The organism is Paenibacillus sp. B2(2019), from assembly GCF_008370385.1.
Taxonomy (GTDB): Bacteria; Bacillota; Bacilli; order Paenibacillales; family Paenibacillaceae; genus Paenibacillus_AQ.
This window is the reverse complement of sequence record NZ_VTZR01000024.1, coordinates 520,187-540,002: the sequence shown is the minus strand read 5'-3', so window position 1 is coordinate 540,002 and position 19,816 is coordinate 520,187. Positions and strand designations below refer to the sequence as shown.

The following is a 19,816-nucleotide window of genomic DNA, read 5'->3' as shown; positions in this document are numbered from 1 at the left end:
GTATTTTTCTAATCACACCTTATTTCACGCTTTTACGAGCCTCGAACAGTTCCTCAGCCTTTTTAATCGAGAAATCCATAACTTCGGCATAGCCGAGGCCATTCACCTTATCATGCATTTCTTTATTCAATTTGTCATATTCAGCTTGATCTTTAGCAAAAACCATTTTCCAAGAAATTTGTTGAATGACCGTACCAATTTGTTTGTTCTTTTGCTCCAGTGTTTTGTCCATCATCAATGGTTCTTTTCCAGTGAAGCCTTGTGGTGCTACGGCCAATAGATTATTTTTCTCAAAATACTCTTTAGGCGTCAGAACGCCCATCTTCGCTCTCCAGTCACTATCAAGCTTAGACGGATTACGCTCTAGGGTTGTCGTCCATAGATTGTGATCGTATGGCTCTTTATTGTCTGGATTCACCATCGCCGGAACTACAAAAGAGAAGTTCATTTGATTAGAGCCGTAGTAGTAGTCACCACCACCATATTCTGCAGGCACTTGTGTATTCTGTTGATCGGCATAAGCCTTCCAACCAAAGTCAGTCACGACAGGTTTACCGCTTGCATCCATATCCCAGGTTAGACCTTTAGGTCCGTTAGGCACCGCTGTTCCGCTTCCTGCAGAGATCATTGCACCTTCCGGAGTATACATCCAGTTAATGAATTCCATAATTCTAGCAGGTTCTTTAGCTTTTGCACCGATTGCTATAATACCGTTACCACCGTATACATTGAAGCCAGTGGAATACATCAGCTCATCCTTGAACGGAACTAATGCAAACCCCTTTCCTTCTGCTGTTCTTTCCGGTGTATTGTAGTTTGCTGCCCCTAGCCACGGGAACCAAGAGAACAACAGACGACCATCCTTGTATTTCGCTACAACATCGTCGAATTTTTGTGTCATAGAATCTGGATCCACCAGACCCATTTGGTTAGCTTCAAAATACAGTTTGAGCGATTTCATATACCAGCTGTCTTCGGATAAGAAATCATAATATTTCTCTTCGTCTGCTTTAACATATACAGCAGTATCAGGAATTTCGTCATAGCCCATCATGTTGGCGAACTGTTTAGCCAGTGTCATTTTATAGTTACCGTCCCAGTCAGACCACATCGAGAAAGCATAGGTTTTCTTTCCTTGCTCATTTTTTGGTTCAAGCTCTTGCATTTTTTTCAGCACGGGCAAATAATCTTCAATCTTTGAAATTTCAGGTGCTCCGATTTGTTGATAAAGATCCCATCGCAGGTCTGGCCCCCAAGTCATATCTTTCCCTTCAGAAGGTCCAGATGGATTAGAAGCTACGCTGTTTCCGATGCCAAACACTGATGATCCACCACCAAAAGCAACCTTTGCTTTCTCAATAGCTTTTGGGAACGTACTCCCAATGTCTTTTCCGTATTTGTCCAGAAGTCCGTCTTGTGTCCAGTCTAAGAGAAGCTTTCCTTTGATCGCATTTGGATAATGGTTTTTGTCATCACCGAAAATAATGATATCCCCAAGATCTCCGGAAGCCATCATTGCAGAGATTTTGGTATCTCCACCTGTCAGGTTTGAAGCAACAATGTCCATCTCAATATTGAACTTATCTTTGATGATTTTGGCAAACCACCCGGTTTGTGGACCCGCATAGTTAGCTGTTGTAGAGAATACGGTCAGCTTCAGCGGCTTGGAATGATCAAGTGCTCCGTCATCCGGTGCTGCTGTTTCTTCCGCCGGCGCATTCGTTGCAGCGGAAGTAGGCTTCTCTGTGCTCGTGTTTTTACCCGAGTTAGCCGTATTATTCCCCCCGCCACATGCTGCCAGAACAAAGACCAGGATTACGGATAGCATGACAAGCGATGCTCTTCTTAGTCTCATTGCTTTATACCCTCCCTTTCGTATCTTCACATATAGTTCAGCTCTGCTCCTAGCAGAGGAAAACCCCATTTCGTTACCAATCCGGTAGCTCATTAGCCCTTAACCGCACCGATCATAATCCCTTTGACGAAAAAGCGCTGGAAGAATGGGTACACGATTAGAATCGGCAATACGACGATCATCGTTACGGTCATCCGTACAGAGGTTGGAGTCTGCATATTCGCTACACTAGCGGCCATATCTGGTGAATTACGAATTAATGCTGCGAGCGAGCTGGACTCGTTCAAATAACGCCATAACAAGAATTGGAGCGTAAAGTACTTCGTATCTGTCATCAGAAACGCCGTATCAATAAATGAGTTCCACTGATTCACTGCAGAAAAAATCGTAATCGTAGCCAAAATTGGCGTAGTAAGCGGTACAATAATGCTCCAGAACACCCGCATGTAACCAGCGCCATCCATAGACGCTGACTCCTCAAGGGATGGAGGAATGGCTTCAACGAAGGTTTTGACCAGAATGATGTTGAATGGCGTAATAATCGTAGGCAAAATATAAGCCAGATAATTATTGGTCAGATGCAAATTGTGCATTGTTATATACCAAGGGATCAGACCTGCGCTAAAATACATCGTAACCACGACACTCCGGTACCAAATACTCCGGCCCCACATTTCCTTTTTGGTGAACAAATATCCTAAAAAAGCTGAAGACCCCACAGTAAGCAACGTCCCGACAACCGTTCTATACACGGAGACTGTTGCCGCATGTCCTAAACCGCTGATTCTTAGCACCTTACTATAGTTATCAAAATGGATCTGTCTTGGATAAAATTTGATATCCCCCGCTGCGCTAAGATCATTCGAGCTGATCGTATTGATGAACAAATAATAGAATGGGTAGATGCATGACAGGGTGAACAATCCAAAGAGCGTATAGATCATAATCTGGAAGATAAGTTCTCCAGCCGTTAGTTTTTTCTTTCTCAAGTGGGATCACCCCTGACTTAAATGATAGATTCGTCACGCACCATCTTAGACAACGTGTTCGCTGCGAATAGTAGAATTACACTGACAACCGATTTCAACATGCTGACGGCGGTGGCAAAAGGAAAGTTGTTCGCGAAAGCGATGTTGTATACATAAAGATCCAGCACCTCAATAGAATCCTTATTCATCGCATTTTGAAAGGCAAAGTACTGCTCCATCCCGTTATTGACTAGATTACCTATGGAGAGCAGAAGCAGTACAAAAAAGGTTGGAATCAGACCTGGAATGGTGATATGCCAAATTTTGCGGAACCGACTTGCTCCATCCACCTCAACAGCTTCGTATAATTCCTGATCAATGCCTGCGATTGAAGCAAGGTAGAGAATGGCACCCCAGCCTAACGATTTCCACCAGTACCAAATGATCATCGTGACCCAAATATTTGAGCTGGAGGCTAAGAAGTTATATCCTTCATCAACCACTCCAAGCTGCACTAAAATGTGAGTGATGACACCGTTATCTACAGAGAACAACGAGAATGCCAATGCATATACCAGAATCCAGCTGATAAAGTTTGGAATCGTGGTTAGTGTCTGCACCAACTTGCGGTACCAGCCTGACTTAATCTCAGTCAACATAATGGCAAAGATCACTGGAAAGATGGATGTAATTAATCCGAGTGAACTCATGGCAAGCGTGTTCTTCAGCACCCGCAGAACCTCTGCGGTCTGCGTCGGATTAGATACAATCGTCTTGAACCATTTCAAACCAACGTAAGGCGTGTCAGACAACGGTATTCCGGGAATGAAATCATAAAAGGCATAAATCCATCCGCTGATCGGCAGATAATAGAAAATAAAAGTGACAACAAGAAATGGAAAAGCCATGAAGAACAACTTATGTTTGTTCTTCATCTTCCAGCGGGATCGATGAACCGGATCGACGCTGGGAATCAGTTCGCCAGCAGGTACCCCCATATCGGAATCTCCTATACCCAGATTTTGATTACGTTTTCAGAGTATCAGAATCTGAGCTTCTGGCGAGATAGAGAGTAGAACGCCTTATCAGGGAAACCGTCAGATACTTGTGAACCAAATTCGCAGTACAATCGACCATTTTCTACCTGTTTGTGGGACTAGTGATGGAGGGCATATATGACTTTAGACAAAAAACGACCACCACTTAGGAAGTACCCGAAGTGGTGGTCGTTTTTTTATATGTCTATTTTCATTGAAACATAATCAAACGAATATTATCTAGACTACATGCTAATGCCCAGACGCTTGAACATCCCCCTCCGCAGAGGCATCCATCTTCTGACGTCCCATATAGAACGAAGCCAATAACGCTAAAGCTGCAGGAATCACCGCCCAAGCAAAGGTGTTTACAATGGATGAGGATAACCCAGCTGTAATCTTACCCAGAATTTCAGGTGGAATGAGCGCCCTAGTCTCAGGTGAGAGCAAAGCATGCGGATCTTTAAAATCCATAGCTCCCGCCGGAGCCGCTCCTCCACCATTAGCCGAGAGTAGCTTGGTAAGACTGCCTGAGAAATAGTGACTTTGAATGATACCGAAGGTGGTAATGCCTATGGTCATGCCCAGTGAACGAATGAAATTCAGCGTTGCGCTGGCAGAGCCACGTTGCTGTGCCGTCAATCCATGAATAGATGCCGTACTTAGCACTGAGAATGAAGCACCAATCCCTAGCCCAATTAAAATCATATATAAAGTAACAAGCAGTCGTGAAGCATCCGGCGTGAGTGTCGCTACAAGTCCAGTACCGATCACCAAAAGTGCGAATGTAGGAATCAGCAGGCTGCGGTAACTGGTTTTTGACATCAGAAATCCGCCCATCGTAGCTGTAACCACTGAGCCAACCATCATTGGTAGCAATACAAGTCCTGAATTTGTAGCTGATCCGCCCAATACCCCTTGAATAAAGATCGGAATATACACAGAAGCCACAATAAAGGCTGCACCGCTAAATAGTGCACAGATAATGCTCACTGCGTATAATCTTTTTTTAAACAAAGCAAAGGAAATAATCGGTTCTTTCGCTCTAGTCTCTACAACAAGAAACACTGCTGCAAGGATGGCAAAGGCTGCAAATAAACCAAGAATCATGGAAGAATTCCAAGCATACTCTTTCCCGCCTAGCTCCAGCGCAAACATTAAGCAAATGACTGAACCAAGCAGCGTACCCGCGCCCAACCAGTCAATGGGCTGTTTAGAATGCTCATGCGATTCTTTATAAAAGAATACGACCATCGCAAAAGCCAACAGTCCAAGGGGTAAGTTAATGTAAAATATCCACTGCCAAGCAATATGATCGGTAATATACGCCCCCAGTAATGGACCAAATATACTCGACAATCCAAATACTGCTCCGAATGCCCCGCCGAGCTTGCCCCGTGTCTCCAGCGGAACAGCATCGAACATGATGGCAAAAGCGATTGGCACCAGCGCCCCGCCACCAATGCCCTGAATGGCCCGGTACGCAGCTAACTGAGTTATTGTATCAGCCGTTCCACAGAGAGCCGAACCCGCCATGAATACGATAATTCCAAAAATAAAAAACTTCTTACGACCATACATATCAGACAGCTTGCCGAAAATGGGCATACCCGCCATCTCGGCTACGAGATAGGCTGATGTCACCCAGACAAATTTGTCCATTCCACCAAGCTCCCCAACAATATTACCCATTGCAGTTGCAACGATGGTGCTGTCCATGGAGGCCATAAGAATTCCTAATAGGAGACCTGCGATTACAATACCCAGATTGGGCGATTTGGCAGCACTCATATGTTCCACTCCTCTTTTTCTCAAAAAATAACTATAAAATTATCTTTATATCTTCACTTGATGCTTCACTATTGCGTGCTTATGAACTTCTAGTGTATCACGGAATTCCACCGTTTCTATTTCACAATCCGGACCAATGATTACTCGTTCTCCCCTTACCATACTAGCCTTTGTATTGACCAGATCAATAGCATCGCCTTCGATTAGCCCCGCTTCAAACAGTATTTTCGAAGTTGGCTTCATCATATGCAGCAGTCTTCCAGTTTTACTCTTCTTAATGGTTAAGATACTGCCCCCAACCTCCTTCGCACTACTTGGACCAAACAATTTAATCTCCAAATGCTCAGCACTAAGTAATCCAGCTACGCTTAAGGCACCAGAAATTTGTAATTTTTCCCCTTCACAATCACCCTTCACATCCAAATTTCCGTAGAGATGAAGCTCATCGATTTTTACGGAGGCTGCTTTTATTTCACCCTGTCCACGTAAGGAATCCCCTTCAAGATTACCTTCGAGTGCAATTTCGCCAGTGATTTTCATTTGCTTCATATGCAGATTTCCAGCTATATTGGCATTTCCAGTCAGATTCATCTTTTCGCAATTCACATCTCCAGCGAATTTGCATTCTCCAGTGATCTTAACATCTTTGAAAGAACCACCGGCTGAAGATGTCGTTCCAATTATTTTCAGATTATCATTCACCGACCTTCTCCACCTTTCCAACCTTAGCCTCTGGATGCACTGTAATTTGTTCGCGATACTCTACCCGTCCGAGTGTACAGCCTGGGCCAATAATGACAATATTTCCTCTGATGATATCCGCAGTTGTATATTCTACATCTATAAAATCTCCCTCGATCGTTCGAGCACATAGCTCAGGCCGAAGTTTAGGGATGATTCCGCTAAACATCTTACTCCAAAACCCATTATTCACTTGCCGTATCACGAGGCTTTCCACACCAATTTCATTAGCCTTCCCTTGACTCTGCAGTTTGAAATCCACATGACCGGCACTTAGTAAACCACCAACACTAAAGCTACCTTCACCTACGAAATCCTCAAGTTCACAATCCCCTTTGATACTCACCATTCCGTTAAGGGTACAGCTTTCACCTCGAAAACTCTTACCTACATTAAGAACCCCATCCACCTTTAGGGTGCCAAAACGCATATTACCCATCACTTTGATGACCCCGTTGCATTCTGCTTCTTTTGCTGTGAGATCATCATTCAAATTCATATGCCCATTTCCTTTAAACATTCGCGCCACGATCGGTCCGACTACTTTACCTACACCATCCATGTTTACGTTGTTGTAAGTACCTCCAGCCCCACCACTAACCCCGTTTATTATCAAATCAGGCAGCTGATGTTTGTCCATTACTCTTCCTCCTATTCAACAAGCTTGTAGGCAAGCTTACCTTTCAATTGTTCGATCAAATCTGCATATGTCATTTTACTGACTAATCTAACCCCTTCATCAAACCATAACTCCGCGGGCGCTTGTGCCAGAATGAAGGATGAAACCCCCATTTTCCGGACAAAAAACAACTCCCAGCTTCCACTCTCGAGCCTTGAAACTTTCTCCTGCAAAGTGCGAAACAGAAGCTCCGCCTCCTCCATGCTCATTTCCCCAGCACTAAGCAGGCGGTCTACAGCGAATAAATGAACGAGCCCCTCAAAAGTATATTTACTTTCATCACCGAGACTTTCTCCAAATTTCCTCAGCGTTGTTGTCGAAACAATGTTACGTTCTATAATTTCCTTAGCAGTTACAATCACCTTCTCAAAGGATGCCTTATCCGATAGCTTATCAGCCATTTCATCCAAAGAAAGCCCATCTTTCATATTCACAATGTTGTGAATTCGCGACAAGATCATCTCTTTAGGAAAAAAAGTCTCTTGTCCAGTAAAGGTAGATTTGCGAATAAACCATTCCTCGGGGATTAACTGCTTCCTTTTCCAGCGATACAATTGCCCATATGAAATACCGGTTAAATCCAGCAGTTGCTTCTTCGAAATCAAATCATCTTCCATATGCGATCACTCCTCGAAAACATCGTAACATAACACTGTTACGTTGTAAATAAAACACTCCCCCTTAAATCTCCTACTGAAACAAATCATTGCATTAAAGTTTCCCTCCAAGATTTTACGACACAAGAAAAGAGTGAACCTCCGTCTAGAGGAGGATCTTCGCTCTTTTACCCGCACTGTATTCTTTGATTTAAGCTATACATATTAATTTATGAGAAAAAGAGAAGGAGTCTTTATCAACTCCTTCTCTTTTCCTCACTTAATGTCTTCAGAATCTTTTTTTTGGTTTGGCTTAATCGTTTTTCAGCACCATGTGGATTCAATGGTTCACCCCAGATAAATCCATCGCCTTCGTACCTCGGAATGAGATGCATATGGTAATGGGTAAGGTCGTTAAACTTCCCTCCATCTTGGCAAATTCTTATTCCGTCAGGTTTAAACAAGCTCTTCAAAGCAATTGAAAGTTTTTTCGAAGCATCCATGATAGCATAAGCAGTCTCTGACTCCATCTCTTCGATATCACAGTAATGCTTTTTGGGGAGGATTAGAGTATGTCCTTCATTAAAAGGAGCAATATCAAGCACACAAGTAATAAATTCATTTTCATAAACAATATTCAAGTCAGGTTCAATACCGTTAGCGATTCTACATCCTAAGCATTCCATGTACAGCAGCACTCCATCCTATTTATTTTCATTTACTACTTGTTGAGCAATGCTTAGAATTGTAACCTCATCCAAACTGTTGAACTTTAAAGTGATTGAACCTTTTGAAGCATTGAATGCTAAAAACGTATAATCACTTTTTTTTATTTTTTGCACCTGATTGCCGCTAATATCAATAATATCAGCATCGTTCAAATCAACTTGAGTATTGCTATAGGTTATTTCAATGAGTGTTTCTCCTTGATAAGGTCCGTAGATGATTTCTCTTTCATTGGACGCTTTTTGTTCCTTGGTTAACTTCTCCAGTTTCCCTTTGTTTTTCGTATATGTGACTAAAACTTCTTGATTATCTCCAATAAAGTTGCCTTGTTTGTCCTTTGGAGGGAATTTATGTTGTACATAACTAACTTCATATCCATCCAGTGTAGGGATACTAAATGATGATCCTAATGCACTAACCTGCACCTGCGCTTTAGCTAATTCATCGTTGGAACCAGCCTTTTGACATCCTGATATTAAAAATATAATTGCAGCAATAAAAAATATAAATCCAGATTTGTTCATGAAATCACCTCTAATTATTTGAATTAATACTAATGGAAAACCTTGTTAGTTCGTAGATATACTTCAGTAACATTCCTCTTAATCCCTTTAATATCCCTAAATATGGAAGCACTATATATACGTTGTAAAAGTAAATTTGTTGCACTAAACCCCTCGTCCATTTCGACGATACCTTGGAATGATTCCGTTGGAATTTACTTCATTTCCTTCAAATCCAATGGGTAATCAACTCCTTACCATAGTGTCATCTTAATAACAGAACAAACGTTCGTAAAACTTAAATATCAACAATATGATTTAACATAGCCTAAAACAAAGAAAAGAAAGCCCTCCCGAGCCAATACTATGGCATCTGGGACAGCCTTCTTTATTTTACTTGCTCTATCTACAAATCTTATCGTTTAAGTCTTTCATTAACCTTACTGCACATAGGTATAATGCGCTGAATCATATTGTGGACCGGATTTCTCATAAGTGAACCAGTACTCAATACTGCTGCCAGCACTTAACCCACTCACCGTCTGTTTCCATGTACCTGAGCTATTGATCATCCGGTAATTAAGCTGTGGCCCCCCATTAACCTTATAATGCACATCTACATATAGAGCACTGGTTACAGGTGTAATATAAATGCTCGCTTCTGTCGAAGAAAGTCTCGTTACCCCTGCTGTAAAGTCAGCCGTCACATGATCACCGCCTCCGCTGCCTCCAGTGGGATTAGTAGTAACTGTTGCGGTATTACTGGCGGATGATAAATTACCTGCTGCGTCCGTAGCTTTTACTGTAAACGAATAGGCTGTACTTGGAGTTAGTCCAGTAACAGTAGCTGTAGTATCTGCCACAGAGGCTACCTGCTGTGTTCCACGATAAACAAGATATCCCGTTACACCAACATTATCAGTTGAAGCAGACCAGCTCAGGTTAACTGTTGTATCCGTCTTGCTGGTTACTGTCAGATTAGCAGGTGCAGTAGGTGCTGTCGTGTCTCCAGTATTACCACCACCCGTCAAGTATTGCCCGGTGAATGGGTTAAATCGATGCAGGGATAGAATTAACCAACCCGTGCTGGACACGCAGTTTTGCTGCGCCATCACCCAATAGCTGTTGCTGGTCCCTTTCAGTGAGTACGGAATTCCCCCAAGCGAAGCACCGCTTGTGCCTTGTTTTTTAATAATTTCAGTGTTAATGGCATCTGCTTTGGATACATTGCCTTGCATATAGTAGGCGAGCGACATAAATGCGCTTCCTTCAAACCATACATCAGCACCCGTATTGCCAATTTGATTCCCATTATCGTCATACGCTGGCAAAACTTCGTCGGTCCAGTCAAAATCATATCCGGTCAGCGTATTCCCAGCATCATTGTAAGTAAGCGTCTGCTTGTAACGCGGATTTGCAAGGGTCCCCGGGGTGCCGGAGGCATTTTCCACATAAGTTAAGCTTGCTCCATAGTTATGCGTTCCGGATACTCCTAAAGCCAGTACTCCCCATGGATTCACGTCCAATGGAATTTTAGGGTCGATCAGATTCGTATCGTTTTTCCAGCCTCCCTTGAAGCGTTTGACACTGTCATCCCACACATAATTATCCAGGAAGGTTTTGACTCCAGTAGCTGCGCTATTGTATGTGGCAGCCTTTGAGGAATCCACCGAAGCATAATACTGCAGCACCCGGTAAATATCGATATTGTGCTCGGTAGAGCTCCAAGGCTCATCAGAGTTACTCCAAGCACTCCATCCTCCTGCGATACTGCCATTTGCTTTTTTATACTGTAAGCTCCAATCGAGTGCTTTGAGCGCCATCGGACGATATCGCCTGTCATTATATTGCTTTTCATAAGCCATAGCTGCCATTGCCATCCATACAACCGGCCCAACATGTTTACGAATTTCTTCTCCGTAGCCATTGTTATACCAATAAGAGTTCAGCCAGAAGCCCGAAGGGTCCTGAATGTCCCGCATTTTGTTCAACACCTGCTCTGCCCGTGTCCGCTCACCTTTTACAATAAAGGCAATGGCTGCAACAGCTTGATCATACGTGTATACAATCTGTTTGGGGTTGTTTGGACCCCAGAAATCCTCAAAGCTATCTACCAATCCCTCAAAAGCATACCCCGCTGTTGCATCCTGCTGGGCCTTCAACCAGATTAAAGCACGATTTGAAGCGTCACTTGCAGCATCTGCACTCACTTTTCCACCCATAGGTAGAGCTACTCCAATAACCAGCAGACTTGTCATTAAGATCGAAAACAGCTTCCTCATCTTCATAACTTTCCTCCTCATATTCATGATGAACTGGGCAATGAGAGTTCTTTGAAGCATAATACTAAAGCGTTTTCAAACAGCGACAACAGGAACTTTTGAATTCTTTACCATGGTAATTGTCCTCATTTTCAGCCTTTGGGGTCTATTCGTCAACGATTTTCTGTAAAATTTTAACTAAATGAGGCGAAACAACCATAAATCCCATTTAAGAAACTATACGAAAGACCGCACTTATTGTTTTAATTCGTGTTCACGAAGACAAAACAAAAAGAGCAGACAGCTCCTTGGGTAGGATTCTATCTGCTCTTTATGATTTAATCACTATTCTATTCAGCTTTATCTTCACCAGAAGCTTCGACTGCAGCTGGTTCAACAGCATCTTCATCGGTTGGCTCTTGAGCTGCTGGAGGTGCGATCCGGACAATCAAAGTGTCCTCAGGCGTCAATACTTCCCAGCCTTCATGCTTCGGAAGATCAGACACCAGCAATTGATCACCAATATCTAGTCCACTGATATCCACCTCAAAGGATGCCGTTAATTTATCTGGAAGTGTGCGAATATCCAGCTCATGCAATTCAATTTGCTGCACGCCGCCACTCTTCACACCTACTGGATCACCTGTAAAGTGGAATGCCACTTTTGTATCCAATTTAGCCTTCATATCAATTTGTTGAAAATCAATATGCAGCAGTTGTTTGGATACTGGCTGGCGCTGGATTTCTTGGATGACAACGTTCTTTTTACCCGAGTCTGGTAATTCCAAGGTTAATACTGCCCGAGGGTTATTAGCCAAAATCCCGGTAATTGTCTTAGCATCCGCTGTAAAGGACTGGCTATCTGAACCTGCACCGTACACGACTACCGGTACAAAGCCTTTTCTGCGCTGTGAAGAAGTCGAGCCGGATCTTTCTGTCAAACGTACTGTTGTATTCACGATGATTCCTCCTAAGTAGGGATTTTATACTAGACCGATTAGATATGTACGTCTAACCTAACCACTCTCTATTACCCCATTAACCTGGCTTCGAAACCCTTAAAAACATTTTGAGCACAGGCAAAAATAAGGTCAAATTGTATTATTATACAATTTGACTTTAATTATTCAAGACTTAGGAGCGAATCGTCATTATATCTTTGACAGCTATCAGACCAAATGACAAGCTACAAAGTGGTTATTGCCAGCATCCCGGAATTCCGGGATTTCAGACCTGCAAACCTCTTGAGCATAGGGACACCGGGTATGGAATTTACAGCCACAAGGAGGGTTCACCGGACTTGGAATATCCCCCTTAAGGACAATTCTTTCCCTTTTCAGCTTGGGAATAGGTATTGGAACAGCTGTTAGCAATGCCTTGGTATACGGATGGAGCGGATTCTTAAATAATTCATCTCTAGAAGCCGTCTCCATCATAGATCCCAGATACATAACACCGATTCTTGAACATAAATGCTCAACCACACTCAAATCATGGGAGATGAACAAATAGGTTAGCCCACGGCTCTGCTGCAGCTTACTGAATAAATTAATAATCTGTGCTTGGATGGACACATCCAAGGCCGAGACTGGCTCGTCTGCAATGATTAGCTCAGGATTCAGCACGAGCGCACGCGCGATTCCGATCCGTTGTCGCTGTCCTCCTGAGAATTCATGCGGAAAGCGATCAATATGATAAGAGGATAAACCACATGCCTCAAGCGCCTCAAGCACCCGATCACGAACCTCTGATTTTGAGCATAACCCATGATCCAGTAAAGCTTCTCCGATAGCATCACCTATGCGGACTCGAGGGTTAAGTGAGCTATACGGGTCTTGAAAGATTAGCTGCATTTGGGGTCTGATATTTCGCAATTCAGCGGGGGACAAAGAATGAATGTCTATCCCTTTGAATTTGATCTCGCCTGCCGTTTTATCCGTTAGCCGTAAAATCGTCCGTCCGACCGTACTCTTTCCGCTCCCGGATTCTCCTACAAGCCCAAACGTCTCCCCTGGCTGAAGCGTGATGCTAATATCATCAACAGCCTTTACATGCCCAACCGTTCGGTTAAGCAATCCCTTAGTGACAGGGAAATATTTCTTCAGATGATTGACCTCAAGCAATGCCTCAGGCATGAACAACCGCCTCCTCATACAACCAGCAAGCTACCTTTTGTCTGCTGACCACTTCTTTAAGCTGGGGCTGCTGGCTGACACAAACAGGCATGCAATGCTCACAGCGGTCATGAAAATAACAAGAGGGTACCAGCTCAAGCGGATTTGGCACTTGGCCTGGTATGGAATACAGCTCATCCTGCCGCTGATTAATAACTGGCTTCGATTTGAGCAGCCCTTTCGTATAAGGGTGTTTGGGATTGTTGAACAATTCAACAACCTCCCCCTCCTCCACAATCTTTCCGGAGTACATAACAATCACGTAATCCGCCATCTCCGCGACTACACCCAGGTCATGGGTGATTAATAGAATAGACATGCCGGAGCTATCTTTAATTTCACGAAGCATATCCAGAATTTGTGCTTGAATCGTTACATCCAGCGCCGTTGTCGGTTCATCTGCAATCAATAGTTTTGGACTGCAGGCGATAGCAATAGCGATCATAATCCGCTGCAGCATCCCTCCACTTAATTCATGTGGATAACTATCAGCAATTTGCTCAGGTCGAGATATGCCTACCTGTTTTATTAGTTCAATCGCCCGGATACGCGCCTGCTTCTTATTCATCTTCAAATGCACGATCAACGGCTCCATAATTTGTTCACCGATCTTGATTACAGGATTAAGAGAGGACATGGGCTCCTGGAAGATCATCGCGATCTCGTTGCCACGGATGGCTCGCAGTGTGTTTTTGTCCATTTGCAACAAATCTTCACCCTGAAAATCAATTTTGCCATGGGCAACCTTGCCCCCTGGCTCTTCAACAAGACCCATGATGGACATCGCAGTTACACTTTTGCCGCAGCCCGATTCTCCGACGATACAGACCGTCTCTCCTTCACGGACACGGAAGCTTACATCATCAACGGCTTTCACTTTTCCTTCTTCCGTGAAGAAGTATGTACTTAGACCGTCTATATTCATTAAATCACTCATGTGAGGGTCACCTACCTCTTCTGTTTAGGATCAAGTACGTCCCGGAGTCCGTCACCAAAAATATTGATCGCGATTACTGTCGCGAAGATGGATAGCCCAGGCGGAATCCACAGCCACGGCCGATCCTTGAAGTCGATCATATTATTCGCTGCGTCAATCATATTGCCCCAGGTTGGCGTTGGCGGCATAACACCTAGCCCAAAAAAGCTAAGAACCGATTCACTCAGAATAGCACCACCGATGTTGAGCGTTGCCATAACGATCAGCAGCGGGACAATGTTCGGCAGCAAATGGTTAAACAATTTACGCCGATCCCGAAGGCCTAATACTACAGCTGCTTGCATAAACTCACGTTCTCGCAGACTAAGCATTTGCCCCCGTACCATACGCGCCATACCTGGCCAGCTCACAATGCTGAGCATAAGCATAACGATATACATCCGGTAGTCCGTTGGAATCTTCCACTCTGATAATAATGCTCCAAAAATAAAGAGCAGCGGCAAACTCGGAACCGTCAATAAAAGATCCGCAATCCGCATTATGATTTGATCGGCGATTCCGCGGTAATACCCAGCTATGGCTCCCAAAAGAGCCCCAATAAACACCGAAAGAACCATTGATGCCAGTCCTACTGTTAGTGAAATACGTCCTGCCTGCATCACCCGGGTCAAAATATCTCTGCCCAGCGCGTCAGTGCCAAGCCAATGCTTGATATTAGGGGCCTTGTTCATCAATGCCATATTAATTTTGTTATCCGTATAGGGTGAGAACAAAGGACCAATAAAACAAAGCGCAAACATAAAGATCACTACCACAAACCCGGATACCGCCAGCTTGTTCTTCAGCAACCTCCGAAGGGATTGCCGGAATAAAGAGGATTTTCCTTTGGTGGTCTGGGGTTTCGAGATACCCGCTACATTACTTTGAACTGCCACGTCAGCTTCCTCCTCTCTATAGCCGAACTCTAGGATCGGCAATCCGGTACAAAACATCCGAAAGCAACGTTCCTATGACGGTAAGTATGGCAATAAACATCGTAAAGCCCATCAGCAAAGGATAATCTCTTAGTCCGAAGGACTGCATATACAGCTGGCCAATCCCAGGCCAATTGAATATTTTCTCAATAATAAGTGATCCGCCGAATAGTGCTGGAAGCTCGAAACCAACCAGTGTAATTGCGGGCAGCAAGGCATTACGTAAGGCGTGTGTAAATAGCACCTTGCGTTCTTTTAAGCCTTTGGCACGGGCGGTACGAATATAATCCTGCTTTAAGACATCGATCATATTGCTTCGAAAATAACGGGTAAGCGATCCTAATCCAAGGAGGGTCATAACAACAACCGGAAGGGTCATATGCGTTACAATCTCCTTAAAATACGCCAGACCCGTAGCATTACTGCCCGTAGTGATTATTCCACCCGGAGGCAGCCACTTCAGATCGACGGCCAGAATTTTGATCAGGAATAAGCCTATAAAAAATGACGGCAGCGACATTGCTGCGAATATAGCGATCATCACGAGTGTATCGAACCAGGAATATTGCTTATAAGCTGAAATCACACCAATAATAACTGCAATCATCCATGTCAGAAACGTGGAAACGGCAGCCAGTAGAAAGGAATTCCAAATATAATCATTAAAAAGCTGCAGCACAGGCTTTTGTTGGGCTAAGGAATACCCGAAATCGCCATGCAGCGCATTCTTCATCCAGATTCCATAGCGCTCAAGCATCGGTTTGTTTAAGCCGTAAATCTCGCGCAGCTCAGCTTTACGTTCTGCAGTCAATTTGATATTTCCGGTTATGAAGTCTCCGGGAGTTGAAGCATACAGGCAGAAGATCAATAATGATGCCGCAAATAAGATAATGACCATGTACAACAGTCTTTTCGATAAATAAGCGCTCATGACAGACTCCTTATGATTTGTCCCCTGCTCATCAGAGCAGGGGACACTGGATTATTTATTTCAGGCTCCAAGTTGGCAGACTGCCAGCAAGACCGATGAACGGGCTGACCGATAGATTCTCAATACGTCCGTTATAGGCGTATACAGTCTTTTTGTAACTTGTGAAAATAATAGGCAGTTCATCATTGAAGAGCTGGTACAGCTCTTTGTATACCGCTTTGCGTGCTTCAATATCAGTAGTAGCCAAGGCTTTATTGTACAGTTCCAGGAATTTCGGATTGTCATAATCCGTGATTTCTCCATCGAAGAATTGCATAAACCCGTCAGCCGGATCAGTCAACATACTAGTGGAGAAGGATACGAGATCGTAGTCCCCGCCTTCTACCTTAGATACCAAAGAGTTAAAGTCTGCAAAAACCTCAGGCTGGAAATCGATACCCAGTGCTTCAAAATTCTCTTTAGCTACAGCAATGAAAATATCTGTATTTTTGCTCTTAGAGCCGAGGTAGTGAATGGTAAGCGGTTTGCCATCTTTTTCACGGATACCATCCGCGCCTACTGTCCAGCCTGCTTCATCCAGCAATTGTTTTGCTTTTTCCGGATCATATTTGTAAGGATTAATGCCTTCCTCCGTGTAAGACCAAGAGATAGGGGATGCCGGGATGTTAGCAATTGAGCCTGCACCTTGCGCTGCATCTACATAAATACTCTGACGATCCAGACCGTACACAATGGCTTGACGTACAAGCTTATCCTTGAGCTGTTCATGCTTCAGATTGACTTGCAAATAACCATAGGTACTTGGAGTGTAAGGAATAATATTCACAAAACCGAGCGCTTTCAGCTTCTCGATATTCTCGTCTGTCGCACTAAAGGAAGCGTAGTCCACCTCACCCGTTTCTACGAACTGCCATACATCGCCTTCCGTAGTTTTATAAATGAAATGCTCCGTCTTTGGTTTACCTTTGAAATAATTCTCATTCGCTACAAAACGCACTTCTTGCCCCGGAATAAATTTCTCCAGCTTGTAAGGTCCATCGCCGAGTGGCTTCTCATGCAGCTTCTTAATATATTCTAGATCTCCAAATTTATAGTCCTTGCCATAGTAAGCTTTCGACAATACATTCGAGCCGAGCTGTACCAGCGCTGTTGCGTTTGGTTGCTCAAGCGTCACTGAGATCGTCTGTGGATCAATCACTTTAATCCCTTCTATCGCTGTAGAAGAACCATCTTTATAGGCTTTGCCACCTTTAACATTTAGGGATGGAAGCTGGGAGCTACCGTCATACGATTTGTCGTATTGGATCGTCCAAGTAAAAGCCACGTCATCTGCTGTCAATGGTGAACCGTCGCTGAATTTCAGATCTTTTCTCAAGTGGAACGTGTATGTAAGCTGATCATCCGAAACATCCCAGCTCTCTGCAAGCTCCGGTGTTGGAACGCCTTTATCGTCTACAGTTACGAGAGAAGCGTATAGCAGTGAAGATACATTGCCATCATAACCACTTTGCTGAAAATACGGAGTAAAAGCTCCGCTTGGGTCCGTTAACCCTACGATAATGGTGTCTGTACGTTTCTGTGCAACTGCTGGAAGTTTGGACAAATCGGTTGCGGTAAAAGGCTCGCTTAGCGCACCCGCAGGTACAGTCTCTGCCGGAGTTGTTGTTTCCACATTGGTTGAATTGGACCCTGCAGCCGCGTTGTTACCAGACGAGGATTCGTTATTACTGTTGTTAGCGCAAGCAGAAAGTAACAGTGAACCCGTAAGCAGTAATGAAGTGATTACAATCGCATTTTTTCTCATGTACCTATCTCCCTTTTCTCTCTAATAGAATAATAACTATAATTCCTACCTGTTAAGTATGAATAACTTCTGATGTTCATTATAGAAAGGTTTTAGAGTTCTGTAAAGAGAGAACTTTAAAAAAATTCTCTATAAACAGAATCAAATGAAAATTAAGACAAATAAAAAAAGCCAAAACCCTCTCTGCATAAGAGAATTCTGACTTTTAGATCGTTATATTTTTTTGTGAAATGATTATTTTAAATAATCAAATAGCTGCTCATTCATCCGATGAATGCCTTCCAGACGCAGACTATATCCGGTGACATTCTCCCCTTCAATATAGGCATGAAGCAAACCCGCACAACGAAGATTAAAAATATGATCGTGAACAATCCCCTTCGAGATCCCCGCATGCTTAACAATTTCGGTGAATGTTTTGCGACCACCGCTAAGAGCTTGGAGAATTTTCAGGCGGCTTTTTTCACCCAGACTACGAATGGCTCTATACATAAAAGGTGAAATTTCCTCGTTCTCCATCGAAATCCAGGCCGCATAATGACAAATTGTTAGTTCACCGTAGCAATAGATGATATTAGCAGGCTGAAAATGATACTGTGGAATTAGTACAAGCTTCTTAAGCCCATCCGTAGGCATGAAATAGAATCCGTTGGTCGTTTTGTTCACAAAATCAGCAGTTTCCAGTGCATTAAGCTCCATGTTCTTCAAATCCGTATGCTGTTGTAATTTGCTTAGAATCGCAGGATTGCATTGACTAAAGTACTGGCGGTTCCATTCGGAGAGTAAAAATACTACGCGATTACGGTAATCCTCCATATGGCTTGGAAATACCTTTACATATTTTGATAAGGTCTCATATAACTCTCCAACTGTTAACCCTTCAATCCAGTTCAATACACTGTCTACATCATCCTTGAATGGACAACAGTAAATGAGCAGATTCAACATTTTCCATTCATTGTTTAGTTCAGTTTCCTTCAGACGGGATAATAGTTCCTCACTTAGGGTGCTTTCAATTTCAGTAACCCACGCTACCCCTAGGTCAATCTTCTTATAGGATTTTTTGCAGAGATAAGTATGTAAGCTATTCAATAACTCATAAATCGATCCAAATTCAACCTCAACTTTGTATTCCACAATGATTCCTCCTGCTAGCGGTTCTTTTCAGTAGTGAGATATTCTCTTAATCTTATTGTATTATCCTGAGAATACGCAAGCTACTTTATAAACGGGAGTGTATAAAAATTCACTGACTGCTGCTTGACTACTGTTTGAATGAAGAATTTATTTGCATCTCACTTTGATTTTGAGATTGCGAGAGTCTAAAAGGGAATTGCTACTAATATGCAGCAGGACATTACAGTTCGGCTCCATCGGTGAACACATACCCTCACGATGTTGCTATCGGGCACAGTGGACCTTATAAGCAGTATTCCCCCCAATTTGGGGTTCTATCGGACTCCATAGGCGCTATTGGCATAGAAATCGCCTAATTTGTGCTTTTTCCTAAGGAATAGCTGCAATGGAGTCTGAAACTTTACTCAAACGGCTAAAAATTTGCAAATAACGTCATCTGAGTCCGAAAGCTCCAATGGATGATTATGATAACAGGAGTTTTTGGCACGCTGAGGTCTCAAGAATTCCCATGAGTCCGGCTGTCCTGGATATTCCTGCGTTAGAGTGCCAGGAATGTCTGGGCCGGCTTGCGTATCCAGCACACAGCTTGTCCAGAAATTCCAGTCCTCCCACCTTCTCGGCTCGCCAAAAGTCACTCGATAACGTCTGCCTCCTGTCCCCATTCCGCAAAGCCAGACTACTTGCAGAACAAACATTACAAAG

Annotated in this window: 18 protein-coding genes; all 18 read right to left on the bottom strand. The window is 43.4% G+C overall.

Translation table 11 applies throughout. From position 1 onward, the window contains the following. Positions 1-19 precede the first annotated feature (19 nt). The 18 genes from PAENI_RS23730 to PAENI_RS23645 all read right to left on the bottom strand — a co-directional run bounded on the left by PAENI_RS23730 (position 20) and on the right by PAENI_RS23645 (position 19,809). Positions 20-1,855, bottom strand: coding sequence for a type 2 periplasmic-binding domain-containing protein (locus PAENI_RS23730; RefSeq protein ID WP_076300551.1), 1,836 nt, complete (start codon positions 1,853-1,855; stop codon positions 20-22). 92 nt (positions 1,856-1,947) lie between these two features. Then, the gene (locus tag PAENI_RS23725; RefSeq protein ID WP_042190000.1) at positions 1,948-2,844 is read right to left on the bottom strand and encodes a carbohydrate ABC transporter permease; all 897 of its coding nucleotides are present in this window, start codon (positions 2,842-2,844) and stop codon (positions 1,948-1,950) included. Positions 2,845-2,861: 17 nt separating this feature from the next. Beyond that, a complete protein-coding gene (locus tag PAENI_RS23720) occupies positions 2,862-3,821 on the bottom strand; it encodes an ABC transporter permease (protein ID WP_149646873.1) in 960 nt (319 codons plus the stop codon). A 291-nt stretch (positions 3,822-4,112) separates the two neighbouring features. Next, complete coding sequence (locus PAENI_RS23715) at positions 4,113-5,651, bottom strand: MDR family MFS transporter (protein ID WP_076284618.1); 1,539 nt, start codon at positions 5,649-5,651, stop codon at positions 4,113-4,115. Between the two features lie 45 nt (positions 5,652-5,696). Beyond that, positions 5,697-6,353 carry a hypothetical protein gene (locus PAENI_RS23710; protein ID WP_149646872.1) on the bottom strand — a complete coding sequence of 219 codons (657 nt, stop codon included), beginning with the start codon at positions 6,351-6,353 and terminating at the stop codon, positions 5,697-5,699. After that, positions 6,346-7,032, bottom strand: coding sequence for a hypothetical protein (locus PAENI_RS23705; protein ID WP_149646871.1), 687 nt, complete (start codon positions 7,030-7,032; stop codon positions 6,346-6,348). Before PAENI_RS23705 ends, PAENI_RS23710 begins: the two co-directional genes overlap by 8 nt. Positions 7,033-7,043: 11 nt before the next feature. Beyond that, a complete protein-coding gene (locus PAENI_RS23700) occupies positions 7,044-7,688 on the bottom strand; it encodes a YhbD family protein (RefSeq protein ID WP_149646870.1) in 645 nt (214 codons plus the stop codon). Positions 7,689-7,924: 236 nt separating this feature from the next. Then, positions 7,925-8,353 (bottom strand): HIT family protein, encoded by a 429-nt coding sequence (locus PAENI_RS23695; protein WP_149646869.1) that lies wholly within the window; start codon positions 8,351-8,353, stop codon positions 7,925-7,927. A gap of 18 nt (positions 8,354-8,371) precedes the next feature. Then, positions 8,372-8,917 (bottom strand): hypothetical protein, encoded by a 546-nt coding sequence (locus PAENI_RS23690; RefSeq protein ID WP_149646868.1) that lies wholly within the window; start codon positions 8,915-8,917, stop codon positions 8,372-8,374. A gap of 419 nt (positions 8,918-9,336) precedes the next feature. Next, complete coding sequence (locus PAENI_RS23685) at positions 9,337-11,184, bottom strand: fibronectin type III domain-containing protein (RefSeq protein WP_262495699.1); 1,848 nt, start codon at positions 11,182-11,184, stop codon at positions 9,337-9,339. Positions 11,185-11,507: 323 nt separating this feature from the next. Continuing rightward, positions 11,508-12,116, bottom strand: a complete 609-nt coding sequence (locus PAENI_RS23680; protein WP_188114659.1) for a 50S ribosomal protein L25 — start codon at positions 12,114-12,116, stop codon at positions 11,508-11,510. A gap of 210 nt (positions 12,117-12,326) precedes the next feature. Next, positions 12,327-13,292, bottom strand: a complete 966-nt coding sequence (locus PAENI_RS23675) for an ABC transporter ATP-binding protein (protein ID WP_149646866.1) — start codon at positions 13,290-13,292, stop codon at positions 12,327-12,329. After that, positions 13,285-14,268, bottom strand: coding sequence for an ABC transporter ATP-binding protein (locus tag PAENI_RS23670; protein WP_149646865.1), 984 nt, complete (start codon positions 14,266-14,268; stop codon positions 13,285-13,287). The genes PAENI_RS23675 and PAENI_RS23670 overlap by 8 nt, the downstream gene beginning before the upstream one ends. A gap of 11 nt (positions 14,269-14,279) precedes the next feature. Continuing rightward, a complete protein-coding gene (gene opp4C, locus PAENI_RS23665; protein WP_149646864.1) occupies positions 14,280-15,203 on the bottom strand; it encodes an oligopeptide ABC transporter permease in 924 nt (307 codons plus the stop codon). A gap of 16 nt (positions 15,204-15,219) precedes the next feature. Beyond that, complete coding sequence (locus PAENI_RS23660; RefSeq protein WP_149646863.1) at positions 15,220-16,173, bottom strand: ABC transporter permease; 954 nt, start codon at positions 16,171-16,173, stop codon at positions 15,220-15,222. A gap of 55 nt (positions 16,174-16,228) precedes the next feature. Next, complete coding sequence (locus PAENI_RS23655; protein ID WP_149646862.1) at positions 16,229-17,977, bottom strand: ABC transporter substrate-binding protein; 1,749 nt, start codon at positions 17,975-17,977, stop codon at positions 16,229-16,231. A gap of 234 nt (positions 17,978-18,211) precedes the next feature. Continuing rightward, on the bottom strand, positions 18,212-19,114 hold the full coding sequence (locus tag PAENI_RS23650; RefSeq protein WP_149646861.1) for an ArsR/SmtB family transcription factor: 903 nt from the start codon (positions 19,112-19,114) through the stop codon (positions 18,212-18,214). 404 nt (positions 19,115-19,518) lie between these two features. Further along, complete coding sequence (locus PAENI_RS23645; RefSeq protein WP_149646860.1) at positions 19,519-19,809, bottom strand: hypothetical protein; 291 nt, start codon at positions 19,807-19,809, stop codon at positions 19,519-19,521. Positions 19,810-19,816: the final 7 nt, after the last annotated feature.

What these genes read in the sequence shown, in the direction of transcription:
- PAENI_RS23675 (WP_149646866.1), bottom strand. Translation starts at nt 13,292, where the DNA reads ATGCCTGAGGCATTGCTTGAGGTCAATCATCTGAAGAAATATTTCCCT.
- PAENI_RS23705 (WP_149646871.1), bottom strand. Translation starts at nt 7,032, where the DNA reads ATGGACAAACATCAGCTGCCTGATTTGATAATAAACGGGGTTAGTGGT.
- PAENI_RS23715 (WP_076284618.1), bottom strand. Translation starts at nt 5,651, where the DNA reads ATGAGTGCTGCCAAATCGCCCAATCTGGGTATTGTAATCGCAGGTCTC.
- PAENI_RS23685 (WP_262495699.1), bottom strand. Translation starts at nt 11,184, where the DNA reads ATGAAGATGAGGAAGCTGTTTTCGATCTTAATGACAAGTCTGCTGGTT.
- PAENI_RS23700 (WP_149646870.1), bottom strand. Translation starts at nt 7,688, where the DNA reads ATGGAAGATGATTTGATTTCGAAGAAGCAACTGCTGGATTTAACCGGT.
- PAENI_RS23695 (WP_149646869.1), bottom strand. Translation starts at nt 8,353, where the DNA reads ATGGAATGCTTAGGATGTAGAATCGCTAACGGTATTGAACCTGACTTG.
- PAENI_RS23690 (WP_149646868.1), bottom strand. Translation starts at nt 8,917, where the DNA reads ATGAACAAATCTGGATTTATATTTTTTATTGCTGCAATTATATTTTTA.
- PAENI_RS23660 (WP_149646863.1), bottom strand. Translation starts at nt 16,173, where the DNA reads ATGAGCGCTTATTTATCGAAAAGACTGTTGTACATGGTCATTATCTTA.
- PAENI_RS23670 (WP_149646865.1), bottom strand. Translation starts at nt 14,268, where the DNA reads ATGAGTGATTTAATGAATATAGACGGTCTAAGTACATACTTCTTCACG.
- PAENI_RS23645 (WP_149646860.1), bottom strand. Translation starts at nt 19,809, where the DNA reads ATGTTTGTTCTGCAAGTAGTCTGGCTTTGCGGAATGGGGACAGGAGGC.
- PAENI_RS23720 (WP_149646873.1), bottom strand. Translation starts at nt 3,821, where the DNA reads ATGGGGGTACCTGCTGGCGAACTGATTCCCAGCGTCGATCCGGTTCAT.
- PAENI_RS23655 (WP_149646862.1), bottom strand. Translation starts at nt 17,977, where the DNA reads ATGAGAAAAAATGCGATTGTAATCACTTCATTACTGCTTACGGGTTCA.
- PAENI_RS23730 (WP_076300551.1), bottom strand. Translation starts at nt 1,855, where the DNA reads ATGAGACTAAGAAGAGCATCGCTTGTCATGCTATCCGTAATCCTGGTC.